14 protein-coding genes and 2 pseudogenes are annotated in these 19,168 nt (G+C 58.3%); 1 reads left to right on the top strand and 15 read right to left on the bottom strand.

Annotated elements, in window-relative coordinates; genetic code table 11:
- The 8 genes and pseudogenes from bpaC to WT24_RS35305 form a co-directional block, all read right to left on the bottom strand.
- Positions 1-1,750, bottom strand: a pseudogene (gene bpaC / locus WT24_RS32845) (trimeric autotransporter adhesin BpaC); the annotation flags it as partial.
- Between the two features lie 746 nt (positions 1,751-2,496).
- Positions 2,497-2,832: a hypothetical protein gene (locus tag WT24_RS15350; RefSeq protein WP_156441804.1), complete on the bottom strand. Its 336-nt coding sequence runs from the start codon at positions 2,830-2,832 to the stop codon at positions 2,497-2,499.
- 24 nt (positions 2,833-2,856) lie between these two features.
- On the bottom strand, positions 2,857-3,105 hold the full coding sequence (locus tag WT24_RS34380) for a hypothetical protein (protein WP_156441805.1): 249 nt from the start codon (positions 3,103-3,105) through the stop codon (positions 2,857-2,859).
- A gap of 252 nt (positions 3,106-3,357) precedes the next feature.
- A complete protein-coding gene (locus WT24_RS15355; protein WP_060034524.1) occupies positions 3,358-4,329 on the bottom strand; it encodes a fimbrial protein in 972 nt (323 codons plus the stop codon).
- Positions 4,320-6,833, bottom strand: coding sequence for a fimbria/pilus outer membrane usher protein (locus tag WT24_RS15360; RefSeq protein ID WP_060034528.1), 2,514 nt, complete (start codon positions 6,831-6,833; stop codon positions 4,320-4,322). The genes WT24_RS15355 and WT24_RS15360 overlap by 10 nt, the downstream gene beginning before the upstream one ends.
- Before the next feature lie 63 nt (positions 6,834-6,896).
- Entirely contained in the window at positions 6,897-7,667 is a 771-nt protein-coding gene (locus WT24_RS15365; protein ID WP_060034531.1) for a molecular chaperone, read from the bottom strand.
- Positions 7,668-7,764: 97 nt separating this feature from the next.
- Entirely contained in the window at positions 7,765-8,292 is a 528-nt protein-coding gene (locus WT24_RS15370; protein ID WP_060034533.1) for a fimbrial protein, read from the bottom strand.
- Positions 8,293-8,739: 447 nt separating this feature from the next.
- Complete coding sequence (locus tag WT24_RS35305; RefSeq protein ID WP_257127495.1) at positions 8,740-8,862, bottom strand: hypothetical protein; 123 nt, start codon at positions 8,860-8,862, stop codon at positions 8,740-8,742.
- Positions 8,863-9,149: 287 nt separating this feature from the next.
- Here WT24_RS35305 and WT24_RS15375 point away from each other — a divergent pair, with 287 nt between their 5' ends.
- Complete coding sequence (locus tag WT24_RS15375) at positions 9,150-9,854, top strand: response regulator transcription factor (protein WP_060034536.1); 705 nt, start codon at positions 9,150-9,152, stop codon at positions 9,852-9,854.
- 526 nt (positions 9,855-10,380) lie between these two features.
- On the opposite strand, the pseudogene WT24_RS15380 reads toward WT24_RS15375, so the two are convergent.
- The 7 genes and pseudogenes from WT24_RS15380 to WT24_RS15405 all read right to left on the bottom strand — a co-directional run.
- Positions 10,381-11,419 (bottom strand): annotated as a pseudogene (locus WT24_RS15380) (IS66 family transposase); the annotation flags it as partial.
- A gap of 51 nt (positions 11,420-11,470) precedes the next feature.
- Complete coding sequence (tnpB, locus tag WT24_RS15385; protein ID WP_373557236.1) at positions 11,471-11,722, bottom strand: IS66 family insertion sequence element accessory protein TnpB; 252 nt, start codon at positions 11,720-11,722, stop codon at positions 11,471-11,473.
- An 84-nt stretch (positions 11,723-11,806) separates the two neighbouring features.
- A complete protein-coding gene (locus tag WT24_RS32850; protein WP_082742185.1) occupies positions 11,807-12,082 on the bottom strand; it encodes a hypothetical protein in 276 nt (91 codons plus the stop codon).
- Between the two features lie 736 nt (positions 12,083-12,818).
- Positions 12,819-13,559 carry an aquaporin Z gene (aqpZ, locus tag WT24_RS15390; protein ID WP_060034546.1) on the bottom strand — a complete coding sequence of 247 codons (741 nt, stop codon included), beginning with the start codon at positions 13,557-13,559 and terminating at the stop codon, positions 12,819-12,821.
- 568 nt (positions 13,560-14,127) lie between these two features.
- Positions 14,128-14,661 carry a phenolic acid decarboxylase gene (locus tag WT24_RS15395; protein ID WP_257127493.1) on the bottom strand — a complete coding sequence of 178 codons (534 nt, stop codon included), beginning with the start codon at positions 14,659-14,661 and terminating at the stop codon, positions 14,128-14,130.
- A gap of 1,116 nt (positions 14,662-15,777) precedes the next feature.
- Positions 15,778-16,746, bottom strand: coding sequence for an OmpA family protein (locus WT24_RS32855; protein WP_179949353.1), 969 nt, complete (start codon positions 16,744-16,746; stop codon positions 15,778-15,780).
- A 133-nt stretch (positions 16,747-16,879) separates the two neighbouring features.
- Positions 16,880-19,168 (bottom strand): Ig-like domain-containing protein (locus WT24_RS15405; protein ID WP_257127494.1); only part of this gene is annotated, 2,289 nt, incomplete at its 5' end.

The raw sequence follows: 19,168 nt of genomic DNA on the forward strand, positions 1-19,168 counted from the left end.
TCGAGTTTGCACCATTGGCCGTGCTGTTGCCGCCCGACGCCGCCGAGTCCGTGCCCGTCGCCGTGCTGTTCTCGCCGCTCGCCGACGCGTTCGTACCGTTCGCCGTGCTGTTCTCACCCGAGGCGGTCGAGTTTGCACCATTGGCCGTGCTGTTGCCGCCCGACGCCGCCGAGTCCGTGCCCGTCGCCGTGCTGTTCTCGCCGCTCGCCGACGCGTTCGTACCGTTCGCCGTGCTGTTCTCACCCGAGGCGGTCGAGTTTGCACCATTGGCCGTGCTGTTGCCGCCCGACGCCGCCGAGTCCGTGCCCGTCGCCGTGCTGTTCTCGCCGCTCGCCGACGCGTTCGTACCGTTCGCCGTGCTGTTCTCACCCGAGGCGGTCGAGTTTGCACCATTGGCCGTGCTGTTGCCGCCCGACGCGCTCGCGTTATCGCCGCTCGCGGTGCTGTTAGTACCCGATGCAGTTCCCGCGTTTGACGCGCTGCTGCCTTGCAGATCCGACACCGAGGTGCTGAGTGACGAGACTTGGGACGTCAGCAGATCGTACTGCTGCGAGAACTCCTGCTGGAACGCGTAAAGCTGCGAACCATTGACAGCATCCGTGCTGGCCGCGGAAATCTTTCCCGACGCCACGTTCGTCAGAAGAACGGGCGTCGTGACGCCGACACCGCCGAAGGTGATCGTCGACTTCGAGGAATCGTCATAGGACACGACATTACCCATCGATGTCTGCAGGCCAGCCAGATTCGCATTGACCGTGCTGAGGGTCGTCGACAGTGACGTTACATTGTCTGTAGTGCCGAGCAGCGAAGTCGACAACGATGCGATGCCATCGGTGACTGTTGACAGTCCCGTCGTCGTGCTCATCGACAGTGACGTTACATTGTCTGTAGTGCCGAGCAGCGAAGTCGACAACGATGCGATGCCATCAGTGACTGTGGACAGTCCCGTCGTCGTGCTCGTCGCCAGCGACGTCAGTTGGCTGACATTGACCGCATCCGAACCGCTGACGCCGGCGGCAACGCCCGTCAGCGTACGCGCGCCCTGGCCACCCGCGAAATCCACCGTCTGACCCGGCGATTTAGCACCGACCGTAATCGCTCCGGTCGTCGCATTTTGTTCGACAACACCCACGCCAAGCGAAAGCATGCTCGTCGAAAGCGAAGCAAGGCCGGATGCTGTCGAAGTCGAAAGCGAAGTGATGCTGGCCGACGTCGACGTCGACAACGAGGTCAACTGGGACATATTGACGGCATCGGTCGACTTGGCACCGGCAGCAAGGCCACTGAGCAATACGCCATCGGACGCATTCGACATTGTCAACACGTTTCCATTGATGCCACCCGTCCGGAAATAAATGCTCCCCGCACTGCCGTCGAGAACCAACTGCGTGTCGTCCGCAGTCAACCCTACCCAGTTCGTCTTGCTGCCCACGACCATGCCTTGTACCCAACCGGCCGAAATACAACCATTAGCGAACAAACCAGTGGCTGCGTAATTCGAGCTGCTACCGTCGTACGTCAAGCATACGCCGGCGTTATTCGCAGCCATTGCCTCCCCGGCAAACGGTCCGACCACGCCCATTGCGACCAGCGATGCACCGCCCAGAATCGAGAGCTTGAACAATTTCATCAGTCCGCCAGCAGCTTCCATGACGCTCGAGGTGCGGCCGCCGCGCCCCACTGCATGCTCCGATGTTGCTACCCACGTACGCGTCGATTCGCGCCACACCGTTTTGTAAATCTTGTTCATGCACAACTCCTATCGATATTTATTTAGTAAACCTATGTATATAGAAGACTCAGAAAACTCGTACCTAATGGGGGGACACCGCCAAATCTAGGAAGAAATCGATAACTCAACCGTCAAGTCGAATTGATCAAAGACTCACTGGCCCGATTTCTTCCACCCGAACCTACGAAACCCAGCTCTCAAGATACAGAGATAAGTACAATGAAAATATCGTAATAGTTCGAAAGCTTAGTACGACACAGTTCGACAAGGTCGGGCGGATTGCTCCGACCAAGCGTGGGACGGGCTGCGCCTGGTGATCCATTCAACACGGGTCACTCGCACACGAAATGAATTTGTATTACTTAACTTAATCAGCAGTTTTTACCGCATCGATCATATTGCTTCTCGCTCATTCTTTTAAATCTTGTTAAATCCGGTTGACCGACCAGCAAATCAGGCTCTCAAACTACTGAGCGCTTTTTTGCCGGCGCTGGTCACAGTGCAGCCTGATAGCCTGGAATACCGTCTGCGGCGAGATTTCCTGGCTATTTGCGCGAAGGCGACGGCATCGCACCCGCAGCTAATCTCGGGCTCGACCGCGCCGTGGCTGTCCGTCATGTAGGCGAGACTTCAGCGATGCTCGATAACGATTTCGGGCCGCCGGTCTGCACGGCCGCTTCCGACGCTCTGGATGCGACGGGGTTCGACTTCCCCAGTCTGACGACGAAGCGATCTGATCGCAGCCCCGCTCGCGCAGGTATTCGTCACGCTACGCGCAGGGCGCGCCGAAAGCGTATTGTTGGAGCACTCGGGCCGGCAGAATCAGTGTAGGCGAATACTTGCACGATGCAGAATCGCTTGCCGGGGTCGTCGCCGATCACATTATCCAAATTCCGCCCGTCGACCGGCTCGAGGTCTGCCCGCTCGAAATCGAACAGTGCGTCAGCTGCCAGAATGACGTCCTCAGCCAACAGCATAGGCGGCGCGACGATGTATGTCAGAGCGGGCTTGCCTGCCATATTGAAACGTAACACCATGCGGTCGAGCGTGCCGCCGCGAGGGCCGCTCGCGTCGAGGATGCCATCCCTGTGATAACCCACATATTGCCGCGCACCCGCGACGCGTTACGCTGCTTCGCAGGTGAATACAATGGCACCGCGTTCTTTTACACTCAGGACCTTGGCCTCTTTCCCATCACAAACCTGCGCCGCCCGGCGCGAACAGGCCTTCCATCCTCCCAACGAGCCCGAACAGATGATTCCGTATTGCTGAACACCGCGCTCGGATTCGACGGAGTAGACATCAGCCGATGGTTTGGATAAGGAGGTGCACCAGGCCAGGGCGACCACGAGTATCAGCACGACGGTTTTCATGACGGTTCGGTTGGGCAATGGGTAAGTGATCGCCAACGATCCGGCCGTGCGAGCGGGATCCCAGCCACACACCGTCGACCAGCCACTGGACATGACATGCGCTGATTGGAATCGGCGCAGGGCTGCATGACTATTTGCCGCTCATGACATTACAGGCGAGCGTTTCAGGCCGATATCGAAGTTCTCCGAAATTTTGGCGCAACACGACCGCACACCGTGCACCGCCGTGCGTGCTTGTCCACCCCGGATGCGTTACTTGTAGCTGATCGTGAAAGTGGCGATGCCATTCGCCGTCCCGGGCGTGATAACGCCTCCCGTCTGGTAATACCTTGCCGTCATCGGGATCGAAAGCGTGGCGCCGGCCGTCGCGCTGCCGACGTCGAGCACGGTGCCGAAGGTCACCGGCAAACCGTTCATCAGCAGTTGGATGCCGACGCCGGCTGCCGATTCCGAACTTTGCGTGATGGCAAGCACGCCCGCCGCGCCGGAACTGTCGGCCTGGGCACTGAACCGGACCGCAACGTTATACGTGCCGGCAGGCTGTGTGCACGTCAGGCCGATGTTGAATGACCGGTCACCATAAGTAGAGCCAACTCCGGAGAAGCGGTCGACACGCACCGCACCGAGCGAGACGACAATGCTGCGCGAGCCTGTGTCGATATCGCAGGTGTACGAGACGAAGCTGATGTTCGTCAGGCCGCGGATGTAGTGCGATCCTTTATGATAGTTCGTATTGCTGTCCAGAAAGAATGCGGGGATGTCAGCCGCGGTCACGGTCCCTGTGGACGGCGTATTGGCCGTCTTGCGAAGTTCCAAGTCGACCGTCCCACTGGCGTAGCCGCTCGACCCGCCAAGGTCGACCACCATCGGATTCTTGATCTGTAGCGCGGTATTGCCGCCTATCCCCGCGTAAGTAAGCCAGAACGTCAGCCCGTACTGCTGGAGCGTGGAAACGAGATCCGCACGCCACAAATAGATGTTGCTGGTATCGAGCCACCAGGTTCCGCAGTGTGTGCTGAACGCAATGCCCTTCTGACTCCACAGGACGGACCCCACTGGCGCATCGGACGCGACCGCGATCGACGGCAGTGTGACGAGCGTCTTGTCGCCTTCGCAGTTCGCCGCCCGCACACCGGCCGGTACCATCGAAAGCAGTAGCCAAGCGCCGCACATCGCCGCCAACGCAACGCGGGAGAACCTGCGTGTTGCGCGTTTCATTTGCATATCGCCTCCACCTCCGGATACGCGTCGTGTATCGTGCGTTGCGGCAGCGTGTAGCGCGCATCGCACCGGTCGAGCCGATCCGCTCCCCAGCGCACGACGACTTCCCCGTTCAGGTCCGGCAAACCGGCAACGAATGCCTCGCCGTCAATGCCGACGATGCCCAATGCCTGCCCAGCGCCGTTCTCCACCGTCGCGCCCTGCGGCGGCGGCGTGCCATCCGGACGCGTGAGCGTCAACATCGCACGGCGGCCGGTCACGGAATCGAAACCCGTCTGTACCACGGCCGCACGAGTCGGCACGACTTCGGTCGTGGGATTCCGAATCTCCACATCGTGCGGCAGCCGCTGCTGGTCGACGACGATACGGTTGATGCGGTACGGGTTCAAATGCGGAATCACGGCCTCGCCGGCGCGGTTGGTACTCACACCCGGGTGCATCTCGAAGTGCACGCCCTTGACGTTGGGCACGTCCACTACCGCGACGGTATCGCCGAGCGGCTGCGTGAACAGCACGCCGGTACCGTGCCACAGCAGGCCGCCTGCTGCCGTGAACGCCGCCTGCGAATAACCTCGGCCATTGGCGACCGACGCGTCGTAGCGGCCGAACGGTGCGAGGTAGCTCGTCGATGCCGTCTCGCTCACATTCGAGTCGTTGGAATGCGCAACGCCCACGCTGTAGCTCAGGCGCTGGTCGGCACTGGTACCGGTAGCCGTCAGTTGCTGGTTGACGTGATTCTCGTTGTTCCGGCTGACGAAATAGCCGAGGTTCGGGCCGCTTCCCGCCAAAGCCCGCGCACCGGACTCGCCGAAGAACACTTCGAACGGCAGCGACATCGAGAATGACACGTTCCAGCTGGAGGGCACGCCGCTGCCCTTGCTGTAGTTGCCGTAGACGCCGTAGCTGGCACGCCCCCAGTTCCCGCTGTATCCGAGCTGGAAAACATCGCCGCGCGCCGCGCTGCCCCAATAGGTCTGCACGACGACTGTCGCAAACACCGACCCGAACCGCCCCAGCCGCTGGTTGACCGTGCCCTCCAGCCGTTGACGCTTGGCGCCCAGCGCGGCGGGTTCGGTGCCGTCGCGCAGTTGCACGGCGTCGGCAAAGCCGCGGTAGCCGGCACTAAAATAGTGGTCGGCAAGCATCCGGAAGTCCGTGCCCCAGCCTCCGATCGTCTTCGCGTACAGCACGCGAATGGCATCTCCGGACACCGAGCGGCTGTTTGCCAGGTCGGTCATACTGCGCGCATGCGTGACGTCGAACGACACGGCACCGACGACGCCGAGGTTCTTGCCGACGCCGGCCAGCGCCGACTGATGGACATCCGACACAATGATTCCGCCATATAGCGAGAATTCGCCCGGAAAGCCGCGCGCGACGGTCGCAATGCCGAAAGTCGGATGCGAACCGGAAACGCCGTCTCGATACTGACCGGCAGTCACGTTGTAGCGCCACGCCCCGTCGCGCAGCAGCATCGGCACGGCGGAATACGGCTGCGTGAACGTGGAAACATGCCCGTCCGCCTCGGTGATGGTCACTTCCAGGTTGCCCGAAGACGAGGTCGGATAAAGGTCGTCGATCGTGAACGGCCCTGGCGGCACGAACGAACTGTAGATGACGAACCCGTTCTGTCGGATCGTCACCTGCGCATTAGTCTGCGCGATGCCGTGCACGGTGGGCGCATATCCCTGCAAGCTGTCGGGCAACATCGTCTCGTCGGTATTCAGTTGTATGCCGCGAAACTGGAAACCGTCGAAAATGTTCGATGGCGTCGTCCCTTCGCCCACCAGAAGTCGGCTCGTCCAGCTGGTGATGTCGCGCTGCACGAACGTATTGATGATCTGGAAGCGGTTCTGGCCATCGAGCCCGCGCATGAACGACGACGCATGCGACAGCCGCCATGCTCCCAAGTTGATGCCGCCGCGCAGCCCGGCGTAAAAGCTGTTGCGCGAATTGACATTGGCGTAGTTGCTGCCGGAATACTGGGCGGCACTGAACTGGTAGCCCAGCAACGCGGCGTTGATGCCCTGATCCCAGCGAGTAGGATCGACCGCTCCACGCGCACGGCGCTTCATCGCAGCCTGTGGGACCGTGATGTTCAGCCGGTGCTGATAGCTGTCGAAGCCGATGCGCGCACCGGGGATACTGTGCGCGACGTCGACGCAGGTTTCTGCGGAGGCTTGCGTGAGCCCAAGGAACGCTATCGTGTCGACGCCCCACTCCAAAAGCATCGGCGTGGTCACGCAAGGCGCGGCATCAGCCGCGCCGTCATGTGCGGTGTCGGTCTGGAAACTAATTTCACGCCGGTCGACCGCGTCGCCATTAACGAAAACGGACACCAGGTAAACGCCCGGCTGCACCCGATTGGCCGTCGCATAGATCGATAGGTCGACTCCGCCCGTCCCGCCGCCCAATTCGAGGAACGCGGGGTCGAACTCGAGCGGCTCTGCGGCATGGGATGCAAACGATGACGCCAGCAGCGCGGCCACCAGCGCCGTAGCACGCATACACGAACAACCGGCCCCACGGCGGAGGTCGTGGCCAATAACGAAGCGCCGGACCATCGACGCTTACTTCAGTGCGACCTCAGGCGCTCCGGCGGGCTGCGCCGTCACTTCTGTCGCCGGCGTCACGGCGCCGTAGTCGTTGATAGTCGTATAGCTGAATTTGACCGCCCCCACCTTGGGCACCGCCCTGGACGGAATAGGGATGATCAGGTCGCTCCGGGGATTCACCATATCCACGTTGATACTCTCGTTCTGTGCACCCTGGACGTCGAGCGTCGAAAAGGTCACGTGGTATGGCGTCGGATTGCTGACCTTCAGCGCCGCGCCCTGGCCAAGCGGGTTCGACATGACCGACCACTTGAGCTGCGATGGCGCGTCGGCCGCCATGCCCGCGAGTCCCGCGGGACGATAAAAGAGCTTGATGCGGGTCAGCACGGCGATCTTGAGCGTATTGACGCCCGCCTTGCTCTTGTCGGTCGGCGGGATTTCCTTCACGTTGAGCCAATAGACCGATTCGACGTCTTGCGGAAGCCCCTTGCCCCGCTGCACGTAGCGGATACCTACGAGCTGCTCCTTGCCGCCGTCCAGGCGGAAGGTCGGCGGCGTGACGGTAAACGGCATTCGCCGGGTGACGCCGTTGCCGTCGTCGACGAACGTCTGGATCACGTAGGGCGTCTCGCCCTTGTTGCGCACGGCAACGGAGGTGTCGCGCGCCTGCGCTTTCGCGTCAAAGATGACGCGCGTGCCCCCAACCTGGATGCCGGCATGGGATACAAGACTGAACACCGTGAGTGCGGTGGCGGCGGCGACATTGCAAACGGTAGTCATACGCATGATTTGTCTCGCTTTAGGGAGCGCACGGCGTCGTGGCCGTAACGGGGAAACGGGAAGGCAGCATGCAAGTCTGGTGGCTCGCATGCGTGACGACTCCTTATTTGTACGTCAGCGCGAACAAGGCCGTGGCATTCGCCTCGCCCCCCGTCACGGTGGCCGACGTCGCGATATAGCGCGCAGCGAAGTTGAACGTGTTGTTTCCCTCGGCAATGGCGTATGCCTTGCTGCTCGAACCAATGCTGATCGGCGTACCAGTATCGTCCACTAGCTGCAGGGCCACGCCGCTCGCCCCGCCAATGGTGGTCTGCAGTGCGGTGGTGTTGGTCGCGTCGGTAGTGCCCGAAAACAACACCGTCGCACCCGTGGTCGAAGCGCCGCAGTTCTTAAGAACGATCTGGAACGCGGTCGTGCCGGTGGTCGATCCCACACCACTGAAGTCGTTGGCAAACACCTTTGCCATTGGCACAGTGCTGCTGGTGGCAGCCGTGTCGATCTCGCAGGGAACGTCAGTAATGCTGCCATTGAAGTTGATGGTGCCGGTGGTCGCCGTCTGCGCCTGCGCCGCCGCAGCCAGCAGGGACAGCAAGACGGCCGCCAGGCCAAGTGGTATGCGTTTGGCTTTCATCGTGACGCTCTCCGATTGACGTGAGGGAAAACCCGGTCCGGGGATGTATTCTAGGGCCAGATTTTCGCAACATCAATTCAATAGTGCGATTTTCACAGATCTATTGACGCGGACAGCGACGACGACGGTTCAGTTAAACCAGACAGCGAGCCTTTACCCAATATTGGCAAACGGGATGGATTTTTATAGCTGGCGGGAATCTAGGGGGAAGGAGGCCTCGGCAAAGTCGGTCGCCGGCCCCAGCCCCAGACCCGCGAGCCGCGACGTGGCCAGCGGGCGCCAGGATATTCGACCGGACGCTGCGGCGCTCGCCAATGAGCGGGCCAGCGACGCGTGCCCCGCGACGGCAATGACCCTGACCCAAGAAATAGTCCGGTGCAAAAGTAGAGAAATTCGGCATGATGTGTCCAAGCGGACACGAAGGCCATGCCATGAAGACGAGCAAGTTTACGGAAGAGCAGATCGCATTTGCCCTGAAGCAAGCCGAACCAGATCCGCCACCGGCACGCCCAGCTCAGCCTGTTTTAGCCCGGCCACGATCTGCTCCACAGAGTATTGCTTGCGCTTCATCGCCAACCTCCCGTTTCTATTGGGAAAATTGCCTCCGAAACACTAACACTCATTTGTATCCAGGATTTCTAGAGCAGATCAATTAGGGTCAGATCGTGGAATGCATTTCGTACTAGTCCGAGAGTCTTCCATCTGAGATCAATGGATTTCGATCGGCAACTGAACTACAGTCTCGATGTCAATGCAGTGCAGAAACGCCATCCCGCCGACCAAGGCAGCATTCGACTGGTCAACGGGCATTGTCCGGAATTACCGAGTGGGATCCCAGATAGCTATACGGAAGGAACATGGATCAATTCGCCATTCGGGTCATGATTGCCGATGATCATCCCGCTATCATCAGCGGGATCGTAGCCGCCCTTGCCAATCACACGACCGTCAAAGTCGTTGCGACCGCATCGAACTCAACCGAACTCGTCGCAGCACTTAACACGCATCCTTGCGATGTGCTCGTGTCCGATTACGCAATGCCCGGTGGCGAATTCGGTGATGGCGTGACGCTTTTTTCGTTTCTGCGGCGGCGCTATCCCGATACGCGCATCGTCGTTTTGACGATGATGAATAATCCCGGCACCCTCCGGTCGCTGATGAAGCTCGACATTCACTGCATTCTCAGCAAGTCGGACAGTACTGATCACGTGCTGACCGCTATCCAAGGGGCATTCGCATCAGGCCGGTATTTTTCACCTTCAATTTCGGACGTCGCGTGGCAGATTCATATGGAAGCCCGCAATACGGCAAGCGGCGCACTGACGATGCGCGAAGAGGAAGTCGTCCGGCTGTTCGTGTCTGGGCTGAGCGTGAGCGAGATCGCCGAGCAGCTCAAGCGGAGCAAGCAGACGATCAGTTCACAGAAGACAAGCGCAATGAAGAAGCTCGGTCTCGACAGCGACACCGATCTTGTCAAGTACGTGATGGGGGTATCCCTGGCCGCATCCGGCGACGCGTCGAGCCCGGCTCAATCGAATCTCAAGCGTCCCCTCGCCCGGTAGAGGCCGCGCGTCCCGCGAAGTCAGGCCCATGCGACCCAATGGTGCCTGCCATTCCGCGCCCCGACCGGATCGGTTCATACCGTCGTCGCTGTTCCTGCATCCACGTGCCTACCTATCCCAGCGCAGGTTGCCCCGCTTGCGTAACTTTCCGCTGGCCGGCGTGAAAGCCGTTCCAGAATATGATCCAGCGAATGCGACGCTGACGTTTTCGCACGATGCAATTCTCGAACACGGCGGACGGGCGCTCCGCGCGCGGTCGCCGCGAGTGCATTGATTTCATCAACGGCGGGCAAACGACCCTCTCTCGAAATAAACTCGATCCGTTCACACCACTGAACGATGGCCGTTTCGCATACCAGCGCAAGCGCACTCTTGATCGAATGCAATTCTCCCGCCACCGCTCCGTAATCCAGTCGCGCAATCGCATTATTAATGCGATCGACCGATTTCCCCAGCGTGTCCAACTGTCCCCGCCAGATCGCCGGCGGAAGCGTTTCGTCTGCCGGCTGCGCACGTCGCCCCGCCTTGGTTACGTCGTTGGGGCGCACCGCATGCAGGTCGTGGATCTTCCGGCGCGCGTGAGCCATACACGCGGCTTCCTGCACGCGGCTGTCGAGATGCAGCTCGGCATAGCCAGCGAACGCGTCAGCCTGCAGCACGCCGGCGAAGTCAGCGAGATGTCGCTGGGGATGCTCACCACGGCGATCAGACGTGTAGGCGAACCAGGCCGCCGGCGGTTCGTCGGAGCCACTCTGCCGATCATCGCGCACGTAGACCCAGAGGCGTCCTGTCTTCGTACGACCGTTGCCCGGCGCCAGCACCGGCAGCGGAGTGTCGTCCGCATGCACCTTACCGCAGGCCAGCGTGTAGCGGCGCATGGCGTCGACCAACGGTGCGAGCAGCGCCGTGATGCTACCCATCCAGTAGCCCATCGCGCCGGGATCAATCTCGACGCCGTCACGCGCGTACATCACCGCCTGGCGGTGCAGCGGGAGGTGGTATGCGAACTTCGACACGGCGATGTGCGCGAGCAGCGCCGGACCCGGGATGCCCCGATCGAGTGGGCGGCTCGGCGCAGCGGCCTGCACGATGCGATCACAGCGCGCGCGGGCCAGCTTCGGGCGGCGGTGGCGAATCACGCGGAAGTGCGCCCGGACGTATTCGAGTTGCTCTGCGACGTCTTCTTCGCCCAACGGCTTGAGCTGCCCACCGCAATCGGGCCAGTCATCATCGGCGGGCAGATGGACGCGCTCTTCGCGTTCAAGATGTTCGGGTAGCGGCTTGCGGCTCGCACCTTCGCGGCGCGGCCGCTTTGCCTCGGGAGCGGCTGCCACATCGGCGGCGCCTTCGTCGGCCTGCAGGTCCTCCAGCCGCAATTCGAGCTGTCCGATCTGGCGACCTAATTTCTCCGATTTCCGGCCGAACTGCATCCGGCGCAGCTTGGCAATCGTCAGCTGCAGATGTTCGATCTCGATCGCGCGCGACGAGAGCTGCTCGCGCAAGCTGGCGACCATCGCCTTCAGCGCTTCAATGTCGTCGGGGAGATCGGTGGGAGCAGCGGACATGCGGTGAGCTTACACGACGCCGCCCACAAGCTCTCCACGCGTAATGAACGTTTACAATGCGCTTCTCGGGCGCGCTGCATCGATCGGCTGCCGCCAATCGAAACCTTCGAGCAAGAGCGCGAGCTGAGCGGTCGTCAGCGCAACAACACCGGCATCGGCGCGCGGCCACGCGAAACGTCCTTTCTCGAGGCGCTTCGAGAGCAGGCACAGGCCACCGTCGCACCACCACAAGCATTTCAGCAAGTCGCCGCGCTTACCCCGGAACACGAACACGTGCCCGCTGTAGGGATCCTTCTCCAGCACGGTGTACCTTCGCGGCCAACGAGTTGAAGCCGGAACGCATGTCCGTGACGCCCGCTGCGATCCAGATTCGCGTGTTCGGCGGGATTACTTCAGACAGCCTCGTAAATACTGCTCGGCGAACTCCTGCGACACACCGCGGATACGAATACGTCGTTTGCCGACCTCGATCTCGATTTCACAGCCCGGCGGTATCGCCTGGCTCGCCGACACATCCAGCGTTTGCGCCAGAGCGTGGTTTGGGACGTCTTTTGCTGGCAGATCGACCACCTCAACAGGCAGCAACGCGACGTTTGGTATCGACGCTGCACGTTGCGCATCTAGCAAACTTCTTCGCCACTGCGCGACCATATTGGCGTTCAAGCCATGCGCACGGGCTACCTCGGCAATCGAGCGATTCGGATCGTTCGCTTCTGCAGCAACCGCTTCCCGAAACTCCTTCGTGTAGTTCCTCGATCCCGGTCATCTTCCATGCACCACTGGCTTCATCAATCTGATACCCATTACATCTGATGGGAATCAGATTGCCGGTGCCGTGCCCTCATGAACAGACGGTACGTCTCGAGCGCTTACGTCACTCCTCGGACGCTACGTCGTGATCCATCGAATTTCGTGTACATGCCACGCTCGCGAAATGACGCGCGGGCGGGCTGAATGGCGAAACGAACGTCGCAAGACTCCGATGGACAGTACGGGGGATCGGAGCGCGACGAAAAACCGTCAGAAAAAAATCCCGCCAGGTGAGGCGGGACAAAAGCCTGTGCGCTTTTAAGAGACTCGGGCGCGGGGTCGCCCTTCTCTCACCCAATGACGGAGGTCACTTAACAGGCAACGTAATAGTGCCTCGTAGCGAACCCACCATCCATCGCAAAAGTTCGAAATGCGTTCATCGGTCGATATGTACGATCGCGAAGATTTGGGTTGCGCTGCCGGATTTGACCAGCCTGATTTCTTCGGGCCATGTCAGTCTTAGAGAACGGCCTCGGTGATCCGCTCTTTGCGCGACCTGTGGGTTCGTTTCATATCGACTTCCGGTGTTGAGCTCAACTCCCTCGCCATGTTGCACCGGCGAGGAGCAAGCGCACACGGATGCCGGGACCTATTCAGCAATACCAGCCGATGCGGACAGCGCGGAGACAGCATCGTCACGCCCCGCGATCAATGGGTAGACGATCCCGGCGAGTACCGCACCGATGATCGGCGCGACCCAGAACGGCCACAACTGACCGATCGCGTCGCCGCCGACGAACAGCGCGGGGCCGGTCGAGCGAGCCGGGTTCACCGACGTGTTGGTGACCGGGATCGAGATCAGGTGAATCAACGTCAGGCACAGGCCGATCGCGATCGGCGCGAAGCCGGCCGGCGCGCGCTTGTCGGTCGCGCCGAGAATCACGAACAGGAAGAAGCCCGTCATCACGACTTCGCAGATGAACGCCGCGCCGAGCGAGTAGTGGCCGGGCGAGCGCTCGCCGAAGCCGTTCGTCGCAAAGCCGCTGCCGACCACGTCGAAGCCGGGCTTTCCGGTCGCGATCAGGTACAGCACGAATGCACCCAACGTGGCGCCGAGGACCTGCGCAACGATGTACGGCGCGAGATCGCGCGCCGGGAAGCGGCCGGCGACCGTCAGGCCGACGCTCACTGCCGGATTCAGATGGCAGCCCGAAATATGGCCGATCGTGAATGCCATCGTCAGCACGGTCAGGCCGAAGGCAAGCGCGACGCCGGCAAAGCCGATGCCGAAGCCCGGAAAGGCGGCGGCCAGCACGGCGCTTCCGCACCCGCCAAACACCAGCCAGAATGTGCCGAATACCTCGGCCGCAAGCCTTCTAGAAAGATTCATTTTCGACTCCATATATATCGGTTGAAGAAGGAGCATTCGCGTTCGTACCGACAGCGCAGCGCCCACAGGGGGCGGCCAGTATAGGCAACTGCACGAAGCACAATGTCAATGATCGTAAGTTCGAGAGGGTGCATTTTCACGAATACGCACTCACGACAAAGGTGCCGCCGGTCTGATTGGATGCGCGTTTTGCGCACGCACCGGCCCTTCCCGGCGACGAGTACGAGACAAGCCATTCGTCGAATTTTGCTATGCCTGCATGTCGTCATGAAACATGCGCAGACTGACCTTGCCTCGTTTTCATGTACAGCAACTCATGCGGAGATCAAGCTGGGCTCGTAGTCGACGGGGGGAAGGAAGCCGCGAACAGCGCGTTATGATTACGAGCGATGGTCGACAGTATGCTGGCGCGCCGCTTCGACTGCGACCTCGCTGGGACCGATCCAAACGTCTCTAAGCAATACTGTAATGAGCCGGCTGACCACCACAATCGCGTGTCCTGGGACTGACGTTGGGCTCGAACAGGCGGTGCCTCCGGACGACGCGCCCCTGTTGGTCCGCTTCGAGCTCAGTTTGTACGGTCGAGGAAGCCGTCCGGCAATTGTCCGGGGGCCGCATTAATGACCTCGTCATTCTCGCGCCCCCTCGATTCCATGAACGTAATCGTCGCGAATTCCGAGACGATGACGAAGGGGTAGCTCGGGCCTTCGTCGCGGAAACGGTTCATGTCCGCGATGAAGTCGTTCTGGTAACAAATCGTCTTCTCGGGATGGCCGCCTTCGCCCGCGATCCACCGTGGGAAGAAAATCGTACCGTGGACCAACCGCCGATCAATATCGAAATAAAGGCTGACCGAGGTACCGGTGGGCTCGTGCCAATCAACCTTATACATGCCCTGCGCGAGCTGCACGACCTTGATCGGTTGGTTGGTTACCCAGCGTCCACCGACTAGCCCGTGGTGAATGCGATAGTCGCAGCTCGTCTCGGTACGTGCATACCATTCATACTTCCAGCCATTGGCGTAGGTATATATAAAATGCATGCCGACGAAGGGAGTTAAGTCCTGCATGGGCTCACTTACAAGGCAAACTTCAGAAGTCAATCTTTTCTCCATACAAATATAATTAATGAAATAAAGGTCCAATAATGTGATGCGCGGGCGGAATCTCCGAGATACGGCACCCAACGCCACAACCCACTTGATACCCCTTCAAGCCACGCCTTTACGTCACCCTCAGGAAATTCAAGAAAATTAACGCTATATACAAATAACTGATCTCGATTGATACCAGGAGTCACATCAGTATCAATGTGCCCCATGCAAATCTTTTGCACAAATCCGTTAGTGCACGACACGTGCGGGACCGCCATCCGATAGTAACCGTACACGTTCGCCAGCGCGGAAATTATCCGCGCTCGTCGCCGCAGAAATCGCGTGCAATTCACCGGCACCTTAGGTGCGCGTCAACGCGATACCGCTCGCAGTACCGAGCTTTTGAGCCGCTTTGCCCACGACCGCGCCTACGTTAGGGCGACCCTTTTCCGCCGTCAAGTGCGCTTCCACCATATTAGTAGTGAATTTGCACCGGTCGCGTGAAGCATCTCGCGATGAACGATATACCACTTGATAGGGCCATGAGCGCAACCATCTTTTTTGTCAAAGTTATTCTCTCCCTCAACAATCCAACGACCAGGAAATCACGTCATTTTGTCCCACGCCGCGTGAGTCTGCATTCCGCCAATTTCACCCACGAAAACTCAATATTTCCCAACTAAACAATTTGTCGACCCACCATTACGAGCGCGCCTTAAGTTCAACTATGGCGTGCTTTCCGGCCGAGAACTCATCTCCTGCACACATAGAATAGCTCAAGCTTATAATTCGGCGATATGGCCGCCGCCCATTAATCATCACCGCACCCCTCCCCTCTACAATCGACTGAATTGCTGCACCAATATTCAAGCAACTCCCGGCGCCTCATAGGTGAAGAAAGCAGATATTCATTCATTGCGCTATTAAACGCCTGCCGGTCAATATCGTTAAGCTCGATGAATGCGCACATTACCTCAACGGCCGCCCGCGGCAATTTTCTGTTCGATCCGGATATCGCTGACATTCCACACCGTATAAAAATTAATTGAATGAATCTGAAGCTTCCAAAATATTTGACTTGAGGAACCGATATGGCTACAGCACCTCAAGTCTTCCACCGGACAACTATTTTACTTCCATGCCGGACATATCGACACGGACGACGACGCGACGATTCGGCGCATAGCAGGCTATAATCTCTCGGCGTGAGCCACGACAGGTTTGCACTATCGGCTCCCTGTTACCCATCGATCTGGATTGAATCTGAGAATCAGGCACTCCCGTTTCGATTATTGCGCGACGTACGGTTTCCGCGCGCTGAAGACCGAGCTTATCCGCAGCCTCATCGGATCCGATCTGGTCCGCATGACCAACCACTTCAATTTTTCTAGCATTTACGCCATCGCTGCGCATCTGCATAACGAGCTTACTGATTTCTTCACGACCCGCAGGATTGATGTCGTCGTAACTGGATTTTCCGAAGGGAAACAGGACATCCCCTTTCAAGATGTAATCCATATACCGCGGCTCAGCCGGCGCTTGCACTTCTCGGCATATTTCGGTGTTCACGCGTGACAACGCATGGACTTGTGCTCTTGCTCCTCTTAATTCAATCTCCGCATTCGTGCGAGACATCGATATTGGCACCCCTACACCATCCTCCCGCACCTTTAAAAAATAAGTCATGCCAGGCTTAAGAATAGTCTCAAAACGATTTATTCTTTTGCCCTTGTACTCCGGAGAATCGTCCAAATATGCACCGAGCGTGTGACTTCCCGGCTTGAGGCAAAAAACCGTATAGCCGTTCGATAACAGGGAGGTCTGAAAGTGACCATCAATATAGACGTTTGCCGAAGAGTGCCCGCCCGATTGCTTTGTCGGCGTTCGATAGAAGATGATTTGAACCTGATCTGCGGAAACATTGCCAACTGGTGTATATATCTCGCCAAATATCTTTCCAGCGCGATTTCCGGCGGCGGAGACCTTCGCCGAATTATCGATTCCCGAATTGAGAGGCCGATATACGTCCGCTTCCGATTGAAATTGCGCGGCTACTGCAGGAGCAAAGATCCTCGCAGCAAGCAACACAGTCACGAAAATTGCGGCCTTTAAATAGAATTTACGTATCATAGCCTTATACAAAAAGATACATCGCATTCACCCACCCATAAGGATGGAAACGGCATCCAAATACCCCGGCGCACATATGTGCGCCGGACCAATTTAATCAATGGTTGATTATTGATACTTCTACGCCGAGTTGAATCAATACTTCGGCATTCACGCCAGTGTGTTGGTAAGTGGCGAATTTTTCGCCGTTTACCGTCACTGTCCCGGCGTGTTGCACCCAGTCTCCGATATCACCAGCATCAGCAAGCAAGTCCGAAAGGTTAACGGAATCCCCCACATTACCCTTCACCATCAATTGTGAGCGCCCATCAATCTGAAAAATGTCCATCGCCCCTAGCTCCAACACATCCTCGAGAGACAACGTCAATACATTATTACCCGAACCTGAGATATTAAAAACCTCGATCGATGAGATATTGTGCCGGAGCTCATTAAGATCAAAATTATCCAAACCGATCAGGCGCAACTCATCAACCCCGACTCCGCCATGTATTTTCGCGCCATCCTTGATTAGATCTACCCCATCTACATTAAAAATAGATCCCTCATCATTTGCATAGTAATCGATGGGACGGGAGACCGTCTGTTCGATCTCGGAGCTCTTATACGCAAAACCCTCACCCTTAGAGATGACAATATCGTCGATCCACATAACGTTATCGGGAATTGTCTGCTTAACAAGATACCTTGAATCGAAGACAATTGACGCATACTCCAGCCCATCGGGCATATCGACTGAGTAAGTAAAATCAATCCCGTAGGTTGCTGTAACGATCGTCTCTTCGTGAATCAAATTTCCCGCTGCATCATAAAATTGAATTACCAAAGATTCGTTCGAACCACCCGCAGTTAGGTCTCCGATATGCGCAGAGAAGGAATTTGCGGTGACTCCATCATTGAGCTCCAGCTTTATCGCTCCAGTCGTCAAAACAAGGCCACTACTTTTTAGCGGATCAGACATGGAGTGTTGAGCGCCTGCACTCGCCATGCCGTTTGGTCCGCTGATTCCCTGAGGATACACACTAGCATAGTAAGCCGTTTTCCATCCGGAAGTGCTTGGAAAGCCGGTATCTTCATAGTACTGATAGGGCACGCGTACGACATCCCTAACAGTGGTCAGCGAGAAATGATCTAGGTTGACGGCATCTCCTGTAGCTTTCAAGAGCGTCTTTTCAGCAGCATTGAAATCTTCTTCAATATTAACCGTGTCAACATAAATATATTTTGAGATATTCCCTACTTCATCGACCACCGCCGCATTGAAGTCTGTCGCAGAAGCATCGGCCGCCGGAATTTTAAACATTGCGACGCCGGACGTAATTTCCGAGACGGTGAGAATGTGCTCGTACGTCACGTCATTAACGTTTGCCATGATTTTTGATCCGACATTCAGCTTATCCCCCCCAAGCTCGATAACCATCACGCCATTTGACCATTCGATGCTTTTTGGATCGGAGACTGTCGTATCAAGTGTCACGAACTGCTGGTTTTTACCCAGCTCAATTCCACTTTTACCTACTGCACGCACCAAAATTTCCCAGCTAGAAGCGTGCTCTTTATTGTCTTGGAAGTACCAGCTCTGGTTATCCGAAACGATTGCATCGCCCCAAGTAAGACCACCATCCGTAGAGACTTGGACAATGCCCCCAGCCGGCAGTTCTCCAACGATTTTTCCGCTAATCAGTCGACCAGCAGAACCATCATTCGTGGCGAAGTCTCCGTCAGTTGCACTGTCTTTACTCATGTGGTCGATAACCACGTTGACTTGATGTGTGCTCGTGTCGACGATTACTGATACCGTGTTCGACGGTTGCGACTGGTTCCCGGCCTGGTCCACCGCTACGACCTCGAACTCATGCTTGCCGTCGGCAATCGGACTCGTCGGTTCAAACGTCCAGTTACCGTTGCTGTCCGCTACGGTCGAGCCAATCGGCTTGCCGTCCATGATCACTTCGATCGTCGCCCCAGGCTCACCCTTGCCATCCAGCACCGGCGTCGCGTCGCTCGTCGTCCCGCCCGATGCGATCGGCACCAGCGTGTCCCCTGCGTTGTCCGTGATGTGATCGATCGTCGGCTTCGACGGTGCGGTCGTGTCAACAATCACAGATACCGTGTTCGACGGTTGCGACTGGTTCCCGGCCTGGTCCACCGCTACGACCTCGAACTCATGCTTGCCGTCGGCAATCGGACTCGTCGGTTCAAACGTCCAGTTACCGTTGCTGTCCGCTACGGTCGAGCCAATCGGCTTGCCGTCCATGATCACTTCGATCGTCGCCCCAGGCTCACCCTTGCCATCCAGCACCGGCGTCGCGTCGCTCGTCGTCCCGCCCGATGCGATCGGCACCAGTGTGTCCCCTGCGTTGTCCGTGATGTGATCGATCGTCGG

The organism is Burkholderia sp. MSMB1078WGS (genome assembly GCF_001528895.1).
Lineage (GTDB): Bacteria > Pseudomonadota > Gammaproteobacteria > Burkholderiales > Burkholderiaceae > Burkholderia.

Bases quoted from the DNA above. Each gene is read 5' to 3' on its own strand.
- WT24_RS34380 (WP_156441805.1), bottom strand. From the start codon at position 3,105: ATGAAAACCGTCGTGCTGATACTCGTGGTCGCCCTGGCCTGGTGCACC.
- WT24_RS15355 (WP_060034524.1), bottom strand. From the start codon at position 4,329: ATGCAAATGAAACGCGCAACACGCAGGTTCTCCCGCGTTGCGTTGGCG.
- WT24_RS15360 (WP_060034528.1), bottom strand. From the start codon at position 6,833: ATGCGTGCTACGGCGCTGGTGGCCGCGCTGCTGGCGTCATCGTTTGCA.
- WT24_RS15365 (WP_060034531.1), bottom strand. From the start codon at position 7,667: ATGCGTATGACTACCGTTTGCAATGTCGCCGCCGCCACCGCACTCACG.
- WT24_RS15370 (WP_060034533.1), bottom strand. From the start codon at position 8,292: ATGAAAGCCAAACGCATACCACTTGGCCTGGCGGCCGTCTTGCTGTCC.
- WT24_RS35305 (WP_257127495.1), bottom strand. From the start codon at position 8,862: ATGAAGCGCAAGCAATACTCTGTGGAGCAGATCGTGGCCGGGCTAAAA.
- WT24_RS15375 (WP_060034536.1), top strand. From the start codon at position 9,150: ATGGATCAATTCGCCATTCGGGTCATGATTGCCGATGATCATCCCGCT.
- aqpZ (WP_060034546.1), bottom strand. From the start codon at position 13,559: ATGAATCTTTCTAGAAGGCTTGCGGCCGAGGTATTCGGCACATTCTGG.